Here is a 15,403-nt window from a genome sequence, read left to right on the forward strand (position 1 = left end):
GCCTCCAGGGGTCGATTTCCGGGTTCACCCGAGGCTACGAAACTGTGAGCGCCCAGAACATGCCGATTCGGACGGAAAGACATGCCAATCCGCACCGCGTAGTCTGAGTGCGTGCCCAGCCCAGAGTTTGTCGACGCAGTGCTCGCCACGGTGACGCGCATTCCCGCTGGGCGCGTCATGACGTACGGCGATGTCGCCTACGCGATTGGGTCAAACGCCCCGCGCGCGGTCGGTCAGGTACTCGCACTGTACGGACACGCCGTACCCTGGTGGAGGGTGGTGCCCGCAAGTGGCCTGCCGCCCCAGGGCCACGCCAGGCTTGCACTGCCGCACTACCGCGAGGAAGACACTCCGCTGCGCGGGGTCCTCGCCCCCGATGACTACCGGCTCGCGCTCTCGAGCGCGCGGCTTCCCTATTCCCACGACATCTACGCGAAAGTTGCGCCGTGAACGAGACCCCGACCACTCCAGCTACCCAGGGGCAGGATCCTGCCGAGGCACTTCCGCTCGGCACCGAGTTCGACCTGACCCCGCCGCCGCTGCGCCTGGGCTTCGCCCGCGGTATCGCGCCCAGCAAGTGGGAGCGCCGCTGGCGCGCCGCCGTCCCCGGTCGCGTCCTCGAGATGGTCCCGCTCAACATGGCGTTTGGCCGCACCTCCGAGCTCGCTGCTGACTGCGACGTCGTCATCGAGCGCACCGCCCCGGGCGAGATCCCTGAGGGTGCGGCCGAGCACGGCAGCGTCATCTGGACGCCGGACTCGGACACAGACACGGAGGCGAAGATCACGCGCCACGCGATGTTCCTCTACACCGAGTCGATGGGACTCGTCGTGCCCAAGGGACACGAACTTGCGGACGAGCCGGCCGTGCGGATGACCGATATCGCGTACACGCCGCTGCTCGATCACCCCGACCACTCCCCCGAATGGCCGGACGCCGAGCCGTGGGCCGACCCCGCATGGATGCCGAAGAACATCCGGGCCACCCTGCAGCTCGTCGCGACCGGCGCCGGTTCGATCCTGATGCCGATCCCGCTCGCGCGGCACCTCATCAACAAGAAAGAGCACGTGATCATCCCGATCATCGCCGACCCGCCGCTGATCGGCAGCAGCGTCTGGGCAACCTGGCGCGTCGGCCGTGACTCGTCTGACGTGCAGCAGCTCGCCGGGATCCTGCGCGGGCGCACCTCGCGCAGCTCGCGGCCCGAGCCCGAAGACGTCCAGGCCGCACCGAAAAAGGTCGCGAAGCCGCAGCTACAGGTGCCCAAGAAGCCGCAGCTCAAGCGCAACTCGCGCGGCGCTCAGCTCGCCGCGGTGCAGGAAAAGGCCGAGCGCAACAAGGCCATCAAGCGCCTCGACAAGCGCAAGAAGAAGTAGCGCAAACAATGGCGTCGGTGCCCGGGAAACCGGAGCACCGACGCCATTGGTGTCTCTGCGGGGATGCTACAGCTGCGAGCCGTCGACGTCGAACGTCGCGCAGGCCGTCGGGCCCTGGTCATAGCCGGTCTGGAACCAGCGCTGGCGCTGCTCCGACGTGCCGTGGGTGAAGCCCTCGGGGTTGATGCTGCCGGTCGAGCGCTGCTGGATGCTGTCGTCGCCCACCGCGGCCGCCGCGTTCAGCGCGTCCGCGATCTGCTCGGTCGTCACGGGCTTCAGGAACGGCACGCCGCTGTCGTCCGAGACGGTCGAGGCGCTGCGCGTCCAGGCTCCGGCGAAGCAGTCGGCCTGCAGCTCGAGGCGGACCGAACCCGAGGTCGGGCCGGAGTCGCGGCCCGCGAGGTTCATCGAGCCGATGAGGTTCGAGATGTGGTGGCCCCACTCATGCGCGAGCACGTACATCTGGGCGAGAGATCCGCCCGAGGCCCCGAAGTCGGTGCGGAGCGTCTGGAAGAAGGCGGTGTCAACATAGATCGACTCGTCGGCGGGGCAGTAGAACGGTCCGACGTCCGCGGTCGCCGGGCCGCAACCCGACTGGGTCGAGCCGTCGTACAGGACGACGCCCGGCGCGCGATAGTTCCCGACCTGGGTCGCCCAGTAGCGGTCGATCGAGTCGCTCGCGGCCGTCATGCGGCAGACGTCGTCGACGTTCGCCGCCTCGCCCGTCTGGCACTCATCAAGGTTGTCGGTCGTGACCGACTGGGTGCTCTGGTCAGAGACGGTGCCGAGGCTCCCCAGCCCGCCAATTCCTCCGCTGCCCAGGAGGTTCACGCCGAGCAGCTGGCCCACGACGAACAGCACGATAACGCCGACGAGACCGCCGCCGGCGATCTTCAGACCGCCACGGCCACCGCCGCCGCTTCCACCGGTACGGCGCTGGACCTTGCTGGTGTCAACGCGGACGTTGTCGTTGAACGTCACTTCGGCCTCCTCGGCTCGGCTGCTCGGCGGTCGCCGAAACTGTCGTCAGTCTATCGACGGCGCGGTACCTCTATGGCGTGGTGAATCGCTCGGTCGCGCGCACCAGGGCATCGACAATTCCGGGCTCGCTCGAGGCGTGGCCCGCGTCGCCGATCATCTCGAACTCGGCCTCGGGCCACGCGCGGTGCAGGTCCCATGCGGTGACCGCCGGCGTGCATACGTCGTACCGCCCCTGGACGATGACGCCCGGGATCCCGGCGAGCTTCTCGCGCGCCTCGCGAATGAGCTGACCGTCTTCCATCCAGCCCGCGTTCGTGAAGTAGTGGTTCTCGATGCGGGCGAACGCGACCGCCGCGTCGACGTCCGCCCGGGCCTCCGCGATGCCCGCGGCGTCCGGGACGAGCCGGATGGTCGAGTTCTCCCACACCGTCCACGCAACACCCGCGGGCACGTGCACCGCCGGGTCGGCGTCGAACAGGCGTCGGTGGTATGCGGCGACCAGGTCGCCGCGCTCGGCCTCGGGGATGGGCGCGAGGTACTCCTCCCAGACATCCGGGAAGAGGAACGAGGCGCCTGACTGATAGAACCAGTCGATCTCGCTCTTGCGGAGGGTGAAGATGCCCCGCAGCACGAGTGCCGTCACGCGCTCGGCGTGCGTCTGTGCGTAGGCAAGCGCGAGCGTCGAGCCCCAGGATCCGCCGAACACCTGCCACCGATCGATGCCGAGGTGCGTGCGCAGCCGCTCGATGTCGGCTACGAGGTGCCAGGTGGTGTTCGACGTGAGGTCCGCGCCAGGGGCACTCGCGTGCGGGGTGCTGCGGCCGCAGCCGCGTTGGTCGAACAGGACGATCCGGTACTTCTCGGGGTCGTGATAGCGGCGGTGATCGGGCGAGCAGCCGCCCCCGGGGCCGCCGTGCAGGAACACGACGGGCTGCCCGTCCGGGTTTCCGCACTCCTCGAAATACACCTCATGCCCGTCGCCGACCGGCAGCATCCCGGTGAGGTAGGGCTCGATCGGGGGGAACATCTCGCGCAGCGTCTGACTCATGCGGCCAGCCTAATCGAGTCCCCTCTCAGGCCCCCTAGATCCAGCCCTGCTGCCAGGCCTGCTCGGCCGCGGCGTGCCGGGAGCTCGCGCCCAGCTTCGTGATTGCGGACGACAGGTAATTGCGCACGGTGCCCGGCGACAGGAACAGCTGGTCAGCGATCTCCTGCACGCTCGTCGTCGCACGGCTTGAGCGCAGCGCGTCCAGCTCACGGTCAGTGAGCGGGCAGCGCTCGGCCGAGAGTGCCGCCGCCGCGATCTCAGGGTCGATGTAGCGCTTGCCCGCGGCGACGTCGCGGATCACGTCGGCCAGGTCTCCCGCCGCGGTCGACTTCGGCACGAAGCCGGACACCTTGGCTGCGAGGGCGCGGCGCAGCACCCCCGGCCGGGCGTGGCGGGTCACGATGATGACGCGGGGAAGCGGACGTTGCGAGTGCCCGGGCTCCGGCGTCTCCTGCAGGATCCGCGCGGCCGCCTCGAGCCCGTCCGCCTGCGGCATCTCGAGGTCGAGCAGGCAGATGTCGGGCCGCGTCTCGCGAGCGAGCCGCACGGCGCACACGCCGTTGTCGGCGCTCGCGACGATCTCGATGTCGGGCTCGAGCCCGAGCAGCGCCTCGAGGGCGCCCCGAATCAGGTGCTCGTCGTCCGCGAGAAGCAGGCGAATCTTCCCGGTCATGCGGGCACCCCCGCGCGAACCGGAACCCAGACGAGCAACTCATGCCGATCGGAGCTTGGATCGACGCTCGCCTCGAGCGAGCCGCCGAGTTCCACGACCCGCTCGCGCAGGCCGGCGAGGCCGGAACCCGGGGCACGAGCGGCGGGATCCTGCACAGGCGCAAGCCCGTCGTTCGTGACCTGCAGGGTGCAGCCCTCAGCGGTGGCGCGCAGCACGATCGACGCGGACCGCGCGTCGCTGTGCCGCAGGATGTTGGTGGTCGCCTCGCGCACGCAGAGCGCGAGAGCCCGGCGCACCCGCCGGTCGGCGGGAAGGGGGCCGAGGTCGAGCGCGCAGTCGGCGCCGGCGAGGGCGAGCACCTCGCGCGCGTTCTCGAGCTCGGCATCCAACGTGACCTCGCGGAGCCCCGCGACGAGCGAGCGCGTCTCCTCCATGGCCGTCTTCGCAATCATGCGCACCTCGTGCAGTTGGTCGGCGGCCGCCGCAGGGTCGCGTTCGAGCAACCGTTCGGCAAGCTCCGCCTTGAGCGCGATGACTTGCAGGTGATGTCCCTGGATGTCGTGCAGATCGGCGGCGAAGCGCAGCCGCTCCTGGGTGACCGCCAGCTCACCGGCGACCAGCCGGCTCTCATCGAGCCGCAGCACGACGCGCCAGAACCACAGACTCAGCAGCAGCATGAGGGGCAGCATGAGGGCGTAGACCACCACGAGGAGGTCCGGGCCGCTCCCCCAGAGATTCAGCGGTTCGACTCCGAGGAGGGCGTGCACCGCGACCGGGAGCGCGGCGAGCACCCCCGCCCCCGCGAGCAAGGGCAGGCGACGCGAGCGCGGCAGGAGGCACACGACGAGCGAGCAGCTCAGCCAGACCGGGAGGGCGGCGAAGAGGGTATGTGCAGGAAGTACCCACGCGAGCGTCCAGCTGAGTGCCGCCGGGGCAACGAGCGCGACGGTCCACCCCGTCGACAAAAACCCGCCGCCCGCACCCACGCGCAGAAACCAGCAGTACCGAATTTGGACGACCGAGGCAGCAACGATGGCGAACAGCAGCAGGTACTCCAGCGGCGCTCCCGATCGCGTCGCGCTTTCGGCAAGGCTCACCAGCATCAGCGCGTCGATCATCGCGAAGAAGAAGACGATCGAGCCGAGCGTGTAGGTCCAGGTGGCGTGCACGCCATCCCCTGGCCGGGTGGAATGGTGAGGGCCGGTCATTGAATCAAGCCTAGGCCGCGGCGCGCCTGCCGACCCGTGACAGATGTCACGAATCGACCGTGCACAATCGCTCGCTAACACGTGACAAGGGGGCACTAGTGCGGTGTGCTGCGCCCCGGAAGGATTGAGTCATCGCCGCACACCCCTGCTCTTGCAGGCGGCGCGGCCGCAATCATCGCTTCGAAAGGCTCACCATGTTCCAGACGCTCCAGGACTTCACCGCTTCGCTTCCCGAGATCTTCCAGTGGCTCGGGGTGCTCCTCATCTCGGCGATCCCGTTTGTGGAGTCCTACTTCGGCTCGGCCATCGGGGTGATTTCAGGAATCAACCCGGTCGTCGCGATCGTCGCGGCGATCGTCGGGAACATCGCCTCGATGCTCGCGTTTGTGCTCGGGACGCATGGTGTCCGCGAGAAAGTCACCGCGAAGCGCGCCCCCCAGGAGCTGTCGCCCCGCCGCGAGAAACTGCGTCAGCGCCTCGAGCAGTACGGGGTTCCCGGCGTCAGCCTGCTCGGTCAGGTGTTCCTGCCCAGCCAGATCACCTCGGCTGCGATGGTGTCGTTCGGTGCCTCGAAGAACGCGGTAATCCTCTGGCAGATCATCTCGATCATCCTCTGGGGCGTGGCGTTCGGGGTGCTCGCGACGCTCGGCGTGGCAGTGCTGCGCTAAGCGCCGAAGAACGCAGCGAGCCCGGGCCGGATCCTCCTTGCCCGGGCTCGCTGCGCTCTCGCGGAGGCCCTCGCGCCTACTTCGCCGCGCGCAGCGTCTTCTCCTGCACGGGCCAGGTTCCTGCGGCCTGCGCCGCAGCAACATACGCCTGCGCCTCGTCCTGGCGCTCGCGCTCGATGCCGGTGGCGATCTCGGCGCGCACCAGCTCCGGGGTGAGCCCGAACGCGTCGACGAGGTCGAGCGCGTGCTCGCGGATCCGGCCGATCAGGCGATCCGTATAAGCGGTAACCGCCTCGGTGCGCTGACCGGAGAGGCGCCCGTGCACGAGATACCACGCCGCGTGCCGCTCGAGCAGCGAGAAACCGAAGAGGTCGCGCAGCCAGGTCATCACCGTCAGGGTGTCGCCGCTGAACTGCTCGAGCGCCTCGGTGAATGCTTCCCACTGCAGGAGCTCGCCGTGGGCGCGAGCCGCCTCGATCAGGCGGTGCTGCTGGGCGTTGAAGGCCTCGGCCTGTGCGGCCTTGCCCACCTTCCGTGCGGCGTTCAGTACCTGGGCGACCTCCGCGACCATGGTCTCGACCCGGTCGGTCAGTAGCTGGCGCTGCGCATCAGTCTCGCGCAGGCTCTCGACCGAGCGGGCCACCTGGCCGAGGTCCGAGACGCTCTGTGCGAGCTGGCGCAGGCCAAACTTGCTCGCCCGTTCGCCGAGCTGTCCGGCCGCCGCTCGCGCCAGGGTCGCCGCGTCAGCGTCCTTGAACTGCGCCGCGTAGTCGGTGAGCAGTCGCTTGCCGACGAGCTGCAGCAGCACATTGTTGTCGCCCTCGAACGTAACGAAAATGTCGAGATCGGCACGGAGCCCCGTGATGCGGTTGGACGCCATGAAGCCGGCACCGCCGCATGCCTCGCGAGTCTCTTGCAGCGTGTCGAGCGCCGCCCACGTCGACAGCGGCTTGAGCGCGGCGGCCAGCGTCTCGAGGTCCTCACGGTTGGCGTCCGAGTCGTTGGCACCCGAGAACACCTCGTCGAACGTCACGAGCAGCTTCTCGCTCGCGAATGCCATCGCGTAGGTCTCCGCGAGCCGCGGCAACAGGCGGCGCTGGTGCAGGCCGTAGTCGAGCAGCACCTGTTCCTTCCCATCAGTCCCGGCGAACTGGCGACGCTCGAGGCCGTACCGGATCGCGATGTCGAGACCGACCTTCATCGCGTTCACCGCCGAGCCATCGAGCGACACGCGACCCTGCACGAGGGTGCCCAGCATGGTGAAGAACCGGCGCCCGGGGCTCGCGATCGGCGAGCTGTAGCTGCCGTCGGGGGCGACGTCGCCGTAACGGTTGAGGAGGTTCGTGCGAGGGATGCGGACGTTCGTGAAGTGCAGGCGCCCGTTGTCGATGCCGTTCAGGCCGCCCTTCACCCCGTCGTCGGCGCTGCCGATGCCGGGGAGGCACTCGCCGTTCTCGTCACGGATCGGCACGAAGAAGCAGTGCACCCCGTGGTTCACGCCGTTCGTGATGAGCTGAGCAAAGACCGTCGCGGCCCGCCCGTGCAGCGCGGCGTTGCCGAGATACTCCTTCCACGCGCCCTTGAACGGCGTGTGAATGACAAATTCCTCGGTCGCCGGGTCATAGGTCGCGGTCGTGCCAATCGAGGCAACGTCCGAGCCGTGTCCGATCTCGGTCATGGCGAACGCGCCGGGAATCTTGAAGTTCACGACGTCCGGCAGCCAGCGCTCGTGGTGGGGCCGGGTTCCGAGGTGCAGGATCGCGGAGCCGAAGAGGCCCCACTGCACGCCGGCCTTGATCTGCAGCGACGGGTCGGCGAACACGACCTCCTGGAAGGCGGCGATGTTGCCGCCGTGGTTGTCGGAGCCGCCGAGATCGCTGGGGAACGCGCGCTGAATCGCGTCCTCGTCCACCATGATCTGCAGCTGCCCGAGCACGCGCTCGCGCTGTTCCTGCATCGACTGCCCCGGGATGGAGTGCATGCGCGGGTCAGCGCAGAGCGTGCGGGATTCGAGGCGTTCGGTCTTCCAGCGGCCGAGCAGGACCTCGCCCACGCGGGCGACGTTGAGGCGGGGCTGGCGTTCGGCGTTCGGCTGGGCCGGGGTGGAGGCGCTGGCAGTGGAGACGGCAGTGTCGGTCATCGAGCATCCTTTGTGTTCGCGGTGACGAAGTGCCTCCAGGCTAGGCCTGCCCCGTACACGCGACAAGGCCGCGGCGCGCTCCCCACAATCGTGGAGAACCGCACCGCGGCCTTGTTGGACACATGCTCTAAATCAGAGCTTGCCGAGTTGTTCGATAACGCTATACGGCCGCGGTGCCCTCGGGCTCTACGGCGGCGGTCCCGACGGTCTCGGCCGCAACGTCTTCCGCGGGCTCGTCGACCACAAAGGTCGCCTCCACCTGCGAGTTCAGCGCAGCCTCGTCGGCCGCAGCCTCGGCGGCACGCCGCGCGGCCTTCTTGAGTGCCTTCTCGGTCGGAGCCTTCTCGACAGGAGCCGACTTGAACTTCGCCGCGGGAAGCTCGTCGCCCGGGTAGAAGTCCGAGAAGAAGCTCGGGGTGATCTCGGCGCGCGCCAGCAGTTCGCTGGTTCGGCTCTGACGCTGACGCGGGATGATCGTGAGCACGGTGCCCGACTTACCCGCACGGCCCGTGCGGCCGGCACGGTGCATGTACGTCTTGTAGTCGTCGGGCGCATCGGCCTGGATGACCAGGTCAATGTCGTCCACGTGGATGCCACGTGCGGCGACGTCGGTTGCGACGAGAATGCTCGCGCGACCCGAGGTCAGGCGCTCGAGGTTGCGCGTGCGACGTGCCTGGTTGAGGTCACCGTGCAAGGCAACGGCGGAAACGCCGATGTCCTCGAACATCTCGGTGAGCTGCTCGGCGTACGCACGGGTGCGGGTGAAGACCAAGGTCTTGCCGTCGCGGTCTGCGAACTGCTTGAGCACCGCAATCTTGTCTTCGCGCGTGACGACGATGACCTGGTGGTCGATCGTGCTCGAGTCCTGATCTTCGCCAGCCACCTCGTGCACGGCGGGATCCTGCAGGAACTCATTGACCAGCTTCGCCACGCCCTGATCGAGGGTGGCCGAGAAGAGCAGCTTCTGCGACTTGTGCGCAGTGCTGCGCAGGATGCGCTGCACCGGCTCGAGGAAGCCGAGGTCGCACATGTGGTCGGCCTCGTCGAGCACCGAGATGATGACCTCGCGCAGGTCGAGGTGCCCCTGACGCATCAGGTCCTCGATGCGGCCGGGGGTGCCGATGATGATGTCGACGCCACGCTCAATCGCGCCCACCTGGCGTGCCTGGGGCACCCCGCCGTAGACCTGAGTCGTGTACAGACCCACCGCGCGAGCAATGGGCTGGACGGTGCGGTCGAGCTGCAGCGCGAGCTCGCGAGTCGGGGCCAAGATGATGGCCTTCGGCTTGCGGGCAGCAACACGACGATGCTTCTTCACCGGACGCTCGCCGCGCACCATGCGCTCGGGGCGCTCACGGGGCGGGTCGTTGTCGAACGCGCCCTCAGCCTTGAGCTTGAGCAGACGCTCGACGAGCGGGGCGCCGAACGCGATGGTCTTGCCCGAGCCGGTGCGGCCGCGGCCGAGCACGTCACGGCCAGCGAGCACCTCGGGAATCGTGGCTGCCTGAATCGGGAACGGCGCATCCGCACCCATGCCGGCCAGAACGCGGACGATGTTGTCGCCGAGACCGAGGTCAGCGAAGGTCTTGCCTGCGGCATCCTCAGCGACGATCTGCTTCGCCTTGAGCCGCTCGAGCACTACGTCCTCGGACGGCGTAAAGCTGCCCGGGGTGCGGTTCTCACGGCTGACGTAGCCCTGCGCGGGGCGACCGCTATTGAAATCGCGACGGGGACGATCCGACTTGAAGTCGCGGGCCGGAGCATCGCTGTTGTAGTCACGACGGGGACGATCGCTGCCGAAATCGCGAGCGGGACGATCCGAGTTGTAGTCGCGCTTCGGACGGTCGTTGCCGTACTCGCGGCGCGGGGCATCACTGCCAAAGTCACGGCGCGGGCGATCGTTGCCGAACTCACGGCGCGGAGCGTCACTGTTGAAGTCCCGACGGGGACGGTCGTTGCCAAAGTCACGACGCGGGCCGTCCGACTTGAAGTCACGACGCGGGGCCTCGCCACCGAAATCGCGGCGGGGGCGATCTGAGTTGAACTCACGGCGCGGGGCGTCGTTGGTGAAGTCACGACGCGGACGATCGCTGCCGAAGTCGCGGCGGGGACGATCCGAGTTGAACTCACGACGGGGAGCATCATTGGTGAAATCACGGCGGGGACGGTCGTTGCCAAAGTCACGACGCGGGCCGTCCGACTTGAAGTCACGACGCGGTGCGTCGGAGCCATAATCACGACGCGGGCGATCGTTGCCAAAATCGCGGCGCGGGCCGTCGTTGGTAAAGTCCCGACGGGGGCGATCGGAGTTGAACTCACGACGCGGGCCATCGTTGTTGAAATCACGACGCGGACGATCGTTGCCAAAGTCACGGCGCGGGCCATCCGACTTGAAATCGCGACGGGGAGCGTCGGAGCCATAATCACGACGCGGACGATCCTGCGATCCACCGCGGCGCTCGGCGCCTGCCTCGTCAAAGTAACGACGCTGCGGGCGGTCACCGCCGGTGCTGTTGCGGTCGTTCGAACGCGCATCGCGACCTCCGCGGAAGCCACCGCGATCGTCGCGCGGAGGGTGATTCTGCCAGCCGCCGTCACGCTCGGGGCGGGCTGAACGGTCGCCGCGGTCGGCGCGGTCGTAGCCGCGGGCCGGGCCGCGATCCGAGCTGCGCAGAGCCCGATCGTCCTGGCTCCAACGGCCCTTACCGGGGGTCTCATCGGGGCGGTGGCCCCGGTGCTTGGGGCTGGCCGAACCCGTCGCGCGACTGGGTTCGTAGTTCTTGGCGGGCTTGAAGCCGCGCCCGTCTTTCTTCGACAAAAGGGTGCCTTTCGTGCGGTGAACGCATGGCAACACCGAGCCGCGAGCGAGTCAGCGCACGTAAGACGTGGCTGATCCGCTGCACTTGCAGCAAGATGGGGTTGCTCCCCGAGCAGTCTTTGGCCGGGCCGATCACAGAGTGAGTTGAGGGTCTATCCGCCCTCAGGAACCGGCCTAGCGGATGCATACGGGCGTGCCACCTCATTTCGGGGCGCGCCAACATCCAAGCCGACGAATTGACTGTACCCGATATCCGCGGGAAAAGCCCGAGAAACTTTCGAACGAGCTAGAACTCCGACTCGTCCTCGTCCGCAATCTCGGCACGAATCTGCCCGATCACCGCGAGCTCGCCGGCAGCGTCCTCTTCCTCGCATTCCTCCAGCAACCAGGTGAAGAACGCCTCGGCGCCCTCGAGCAGGCCACGGATGAGGCTTGGCGCGTGCACGTCGAGTTCGATGTCGCCCACCGCGAAGTAGCTCGTGTCCTCGCGGTCACGCAGCACGATGTGCACCGGACGGTTCGGGAACGCCGCCTGGCCGACGCCGTCCGCGAGGTACTCCTCGATCATCGCGAGCAGGTACGACCACAAGGGCCATAGTTCATCGCTCAGGCGCGCATCGGCGAGCAGCAGGCCACCGTAGGACAGCTCGATCACGCCGGTGCTCGCACCCGGCCGCGCAGCACGCATTTCCCGCCAGCGCGTACCGGCGACGCCGGGCTGGTCCTCAACCGAAAGCAGCAGCTCCGGGTCGTCGAAGAGCTCGTCCACCGACTCGACGTCGCCCGAGATCATCGAGCTCCGGGCCACTACATCCTGGTTCGCGAGACTCATCGGGCATCCTCTTCTGGGTTGTTCGTCGGTTCAGTCTCGGGGGCAGCCTCGACCTCGGGGGCAGGATCCTGCCGGTCGCCGGTCAAATCAGCCCACTCGCGCGGAGCAGCCACCGGGGTGTCCCCCGAAATCGCCGGCCTGGCTGGTGGCGCCTCGGCAGTATCTACCGCTTCGGCCTCAGCCGTCGCGGCATCTTCAGCCCGCACGGCGTCCGCAGCGGTCTCGGCCTCGGTTGCATCGGCCTCGGTTGCATGGGCCTCCGTCACGCCATTCGCTGCCGACACCGCCGTCGCGGAAGCAGCTGCAGCTGCGGTTGCAGCCTGCTTCGCGGCGCGGCGGTCGTCGCGTGCGTCGAGGCGCGCCTCGCGTCGCTCCGTTCGCCGCGCAGCACCACGCTCGCGCGCGCCCTCGACGAGGAAGTAGAGCGTCGGCAGCACGACGAGCGTCAGCACCGTCGAGGACAGCAGGCCGCCGATCACGACGATCGCGAGCGGCTGCGAGATGAAGCCTCCCTGACCGCTGAGGCCGAGCCCCATCGGCACGAGCGCCAGGATCGTCGCGAGCGCGGTCATCAGGATCGGGCGGAGCCGGCGGGCGCTGCCCAGCGTGACCGCCTCGCGCAGGGGAACCCCTCGTTCGCGCAGTTGGTTCACGAGGTCCACGAGCACGATGGCGTTTGTCACCACGATGCCGACGAGCATGAGCACGCCGATCAGCGAGGGCACCCCGAGCGGCGTGCCGGTGAGAATCTGCAGCGCGATCGCGCCGGTCGCGGCGAAGGGCACCGAAACCAGCAGGAGTAGCGGCTGGAGCAGGCTCTTGAACGTCGCGACCATGATGATGTAGACGATCAGGATCGCGGCCAGCAGCGCGAGCCCAAGCTGCCCAAACGCCTCTTCCTGGTCGGCCATCACGCCGCCGATGCCGGCGGTCGCCCCGTCGGGCAGGTCGACGCTGGCCAGGGCCGCGGTTACCTCGGCGCCGGCGGCGGTGAGGTCGTCGCCGACCGGAAGCGCCGACACGGTTGCCGACCTCGCGCCCGCCACCGTAGTGATCGAGACGGGGCCGTCCGCGACCTCCACGGTCGCGATCGCGTCGAGGCGCTGGGGGCCAACCACGCTGGGAATCTCGATCGCGGCCACCGCGTCGCGATCCGCCGGCACGGCCGAGTCGGTCAGGTAGACGCCGACGCTCGAGTTGTCGAGCACGATCTGGCCGATCCGGGACGGCTGCATGCGCTGCGCGACGAGGCCAGAGACCGCGGCCTCGCTGAGGCCGACCTCCGCCGCAGCTTCCCGGTTCACCGTGATCGCCAGGTACGGCCGCGAGGTGCCGAGGTTGCTCTCGACCTCCATCAACGTCGGCTGATCTTTCATCGCCGCAACGATGGCGTCGGACGCCTCGGCAAGCGTGTCCTGGTCAGGAGCCGTGATCTCGACCGCGATCGAGCTCGAGAAGCCCGAGCCCCCGCCCTGTCCGAGGGTGAACTCGCCGGCATCACTGAGCCCGTCGACCGCGTCACGAATCTGCTGCTGCAGCGCGACCTGGTCGGCATCGGGGTCGGTGGTGATCGAGTAGCTCACGGCACCGTCGCTGCTGCCACCGGCAAAGGCGGACATGCCACCGGATCCGCCGATGGTCACCTGCACGGTCTCGACGCCGTCGACGTCCGCGAGCACGCTCTCGACCTTCTCGGCCTGGGCGAGCTGCGCGTCCAGACTGGTGCCGGGGGCGAGCGTCTGGGTGAGGCCGATCGAGTTTTGCCCGTCCGCGCCAATGAAGTTCGTCTTCATGAGCGGCGCGGCCGCGACCGTGGCACCGAGGGCCACCACGGCGATCAACATCGTGACGACCGGGCGGCGCAGCGTCCAGGCGATGACCGGCAGGTAGCTGCGCTGCAGCGCGGTCACGCGCTCTTCGCCGTGCACCGCGGGGGCCGGCTCGGCCCTGCCGTCCGAACCGTCGCCGGCGGCGACCGTCTTGACGCGGTCGGGGCGCAGGAACCAGTACGCCAGCACCGGCACGATCGTCAGCGAGACGATGAGCGAGGCCGCAAGCGCCAGCGTGATCGTGAGCGCGAACGGGCGGAACAGCTCGCCCACCATGCCCGCGACGAACGCCATCGGCAGGAAGACTGCGACGGTCGTGAGCGTCGAGGCGGTGATCGCTCCGGCAACCTCGCGCACCGCGGTGACAATGGTGGTCGCCTTGTCGACCCCCGGTGCCAGGTGGCGCTTGATGTTCTCGATCACCACGATCGAGTCGTCCACGACTCGGCCGATGGCGATGGTCAGCGCGCCGAGCGTGAGGATGTTCAAGGTGTATCCGGCGAAGTTCAGCCCGATGAAGGTCATCAGCACCGAGGTCGGGATCGAGATGGCGGTGACGAGTGTCGCACGCACCGACAGCAGGAAGACCAGGATGACCAGGATCGCGAAGACGAGCCCGAGCATGCCCTCAATCGTGAGCGTGTGGATCGACTGCTCGATGTACGGCGCCTGATCGAACACGACCGTCAGGGTCGCGCCGCCGAGCGCCTTCTGCAGTTCAGGCAGCGCGTCGGACACCTGGTGCGACACCTCGACCGTGTTGGCAGTCCCGAGCTTCGTCACCGCGATCGTGATCGCGGGCTTGCCATCGACACGCGAGATCCCGGTGACCGGGTTCGCTTCGAGGCGCACGTCTGCGACGTCGCCGATGGTCAGCGGGGTGCGGGGTGCCGGCGCCATGGTGGGCGCCTGCGCGGCGGCCTGACCGGCCGCGGCGGCAGCAGCCGCGGCAGCGGCAGGATCCTGCAATGCGGGATCGCCCGCGCCCGCAGCGGCACCTGCGTCGGGAGCGACGGGCGCGACCGGCTGCATGTACCCCTCGGGGCCCCATACGAGCGGGAGCGCTGCAACCTCGTCGACCGATTCGATCGTCGCGCCCGCCTGAACGGCAAGCGTGCGGTCGCCCTCGGTTACCGTTCCCGCGGGGATCAGAATGCCGTTCTGCTGCAGCGCGTCGCTGATCGCGGTGGCAGAGAGGCCGTTCGCCGCGAGGGTCTCGGCGTTCGGGGTAATGGCGATGCGGTCGCCGCGAGCACCGACCAGCTGGGCCTCGCGCACACCGTCAATATCGCCGAGCTCAGGGATCGCGATGCGCTCTACGAGCGCCGCGGTCTCTTCCGCGTCGCTCCCGTCCGCGGGCGTCACCGCGATCTGAATGACGGGGAAGTCGTCGAGCGATCCCGACATGACCTGTGGCTCGACGCCCTCCGGCAGCACCGCGGCAATGCGGCTGACGGCGCGTTCGACCTTCTGCTCGGTGGAGGCGAGATCGATCCCGTAGGTGAACTCGGCGAGCACCACCGAACTGTTGGTCGATGACGTCGCTGTGGTGCGCTCGAGGCTCGGGACGCCGCGGAGGGCTGCCTCAATGGGTGCCGAGACGTCTTCGTTCACCACCTCGGGGGAGGCGCCGGGGTAGCTCGTGACAATCGCGATCGTCGGGAACTGCACCGACGGCATGAGCTCCTGCCGCAGACCACCCATGGAGATGACGCCGAAGAGGGCCACCACCACCGTGACAAGCGCAATCAGGGCACGGTTCTTGAGACTCGCGATCGCGAAGAGATGCATAGCTGCGAGTATGCCACGCGCGCCTCGGGTGAATCTGGC

General features: G+C 68.4%; 11 protein-coding genes. 3 read left to right on the top strand and 8 right to left on the bottom strand.

The window, feature by feature from the left end:
- Nucleotides 1-111 precede the first annotated feature (111 nt).
- Nucleotides 112-450, top strand: coding sequence for an MGMT family protein (locus tag KOE53_RS12085; RefSeq protein ID WP_188046417.1), 339 nt, complete (start codon nt 112-114; stop codon nt 448-450).
- A complete protein-coding gene (locus KOE53_RS12090) occupies nt 447-1,376 on the top strand; it encodes a LysR substrate-binding domain-containing protein (protein ID WP_241095519.1) in 930 nt (309 codons plus the stop codon). Before KOE53_RS12085 ends, KOE53_RS12090 begins: the two co-directional genes overlap by 4 nt.
- Nucleotides 1,377-1,442: 66 nt before the next feature.
- Here the strand turns inward: KOE53_RS12090 and ypfJ are convergent, their stop codons facing one another.
- From ypfJ to KOE53_RS12110, 4 genes are all read right to left on the bottom strand, one after another.
- The gene (ypfJ, locus tag KOE53_RS12095; protein ID WP_188058651.1) at nt 1,443-2,357 is read right to left on the bottom strand and encodes a KPN_02809 family neutral zinc metallopeptidase; all 915 of its coding nucleotides are present in this window, start codon (nt 2,355-2,357) and stop codon (nt 1,443-1,445) included.
- Nucleotides 2,358-2,427: 70 nt separating this feature from the next.
- Nucleotides 2,428-3,405 carry a prolyl aminopeptidase gene (gene pip / locus KOE53_RS12100; protein WP_188058652.1) on the bottom strand — a complete coding sequence of 326 codons (978 nt, stop codon included), beginning with the start codon at nt 3,403-3,405 and terminating at the stop codon, nt 2,428-2,430.
- Between the two features lie 34 nt (nt 3,406-3,439).
- On the bottom strand, nt 3,440-4,078 hold the full coding sequence (locus KOE53_RS12105) for a response regulator transcription factor (RefSeq protein ID WP_188058653.1): 639 nt from the start codon (nt 4,076-4,078) through the stop codon (nt 3,440-3,442).
- Nucleotides 4,075-5,286: a sensor histidine kinase gene (locus tag KOE53_RS12110; RefSeq protein ID WP_188058654.1), complete on the bottom strand. Its 1,212-nt coding sequence runs from the start codon at nt 5,284-5,286 to the stop codon at nt 4,075-4,077. Before KOE53_RS12110 ends, KOE53_RS12105 begins: the two co-directional genes overlap by 4 nt.
- A gap of 194 nt (nt 5,287-5,480) precedes the next feature.
- Between KOE53_RS12110 and KOE53_RS12115 the strand changes: the two genes are divergently transcribed.
- Complete coding sequence (locus tag KOE53_RS12115) at nt 5,481-5,954, top strand: small multi-drug export protein (RefSeq protein ID WP_188046412.1); 474 nt, start codon at nt 5,481-5,483, stop codon at nt 5,952-5,954.
- 76 nt (nt 5,955-6,030) lie between these two features.
- Here the strand turns inward: KOE53_RS12115 and KOE53_RS12120 are convergent, their stop codons facing one another.
- The 4 genes from KOE53_RS12120 to KOE53_RS12135 all read right to left on the bottom strand — a co-directional run bounded on the left by KOE53_RS12120 (nt 6,031) and on the right by KOE53_RS12135 (nt 15,364).
- Entirely contained in the window at nt 6,031-8,094 is a 2,064-nt protein-coding gene (locus tag KOE53_RS12120; protein ID WP_188058655.1) for an acyl-CoA dehydrogenase family protein, read from the bottom strand.
- 160 nt (nt 8,095-8,254) lie between these two features.
- On the bottom strand, nt 8,255-10,912 hold the full coding sequence (locus tag KOE53_RS12125) for a DEAD/DEAH box helicase (protein WP_251364329.1): 2,658 nt from the start codon (nt 10,910-10,912) through the stop codon (nt 8,255-8,257).
- A 286-nt stretch (nt 10,913-11,198) separates the two neighbouring features.
- The gene (locus KOE53_RS12130) at nt 11,199-11,744 is read right to left on the bottom strand and encodes a hypothetical protein (protein ID WP_188058656.1); all 546 of its coding nucleotides are present in this window, start codon (nt 11,742-11,744) and stop codon (nt 11,199-11,201) included.
- Complete coding sequence (locus tag KOE53_RS12135; RefSeq protein ID WP_188058657.1) at nt 11,741-15,364, bottom strand: efflux RND transporter permease subunit; 3,624 nt, start codon at nt 15,362-15,364, stop codon at nt 11,741-11,743. The genes KOE53_RS12130 and KOE53_RS12135 overlap by 4 nt, the downstream gene beginning before the upstream one ends.
- Between the last annotated feature and the right edge of the window lie 39 nt (nt 15,365-15,403).

Source organism: Leucobacter sp. CX87, assembly GCF_018682295.1.
Taxonomy (GTDB): Bacteria; Actinomycetota; Actinomycetes; order Actinomycetales; family Microbacteriaceae; genus Cx-87.

Coding starts and splice junctions, on each gene's coding strand:
- pip (WP_188058652.1), bottom strand. CDS start 3,405: ATGAGTCAGACGCTGCGCGAGATGTTCCCCCCGATCGAGCCCTACCTC.
- KOE53_RS12105 (WP_188058653.1), bottom strand. CDS start 4,078: ATGACCGGGAAGATTCGCCTGCTTCTCGCGGACGACGAGCACCTGATT.
- KOE53_RS12110 (WP_188058654.1), bottom strand. CDS start 5,286: ATGACCGGCCCTCACCATTCCACCCGGCCAGGGGATGGCGTGCACGCC.
- KOE53_RS12115 (WP_188046412.1), top strand. CDS start 5,481: ATGTTCCAGACGCTCCAGGACTTCACCGCTTCGCTTCCCGAGATCTTC.
- KOE53_RS12120 (WP_188058655.1), bottom strand. CDS start 8,094: ATGACCGACACTGCCGTCTCCACTGCCAGCGCCTCCACCCCGGCCCAG.
- KOE53_RS12130 (WP_188058656.1), bottom strand. CDS start 11,744: ATGAGTCTCGCGAACCAGGATGTAGTGGCCCGGAGCTCGATGATCTCG.
- KOE53_RS12135 (WP_188058657.1), bottom strand. CDS start 15,364: ATGCATCTCTTCGCGATCGCGAGTCTCAAGAACCGTGCCCTGATTGCG.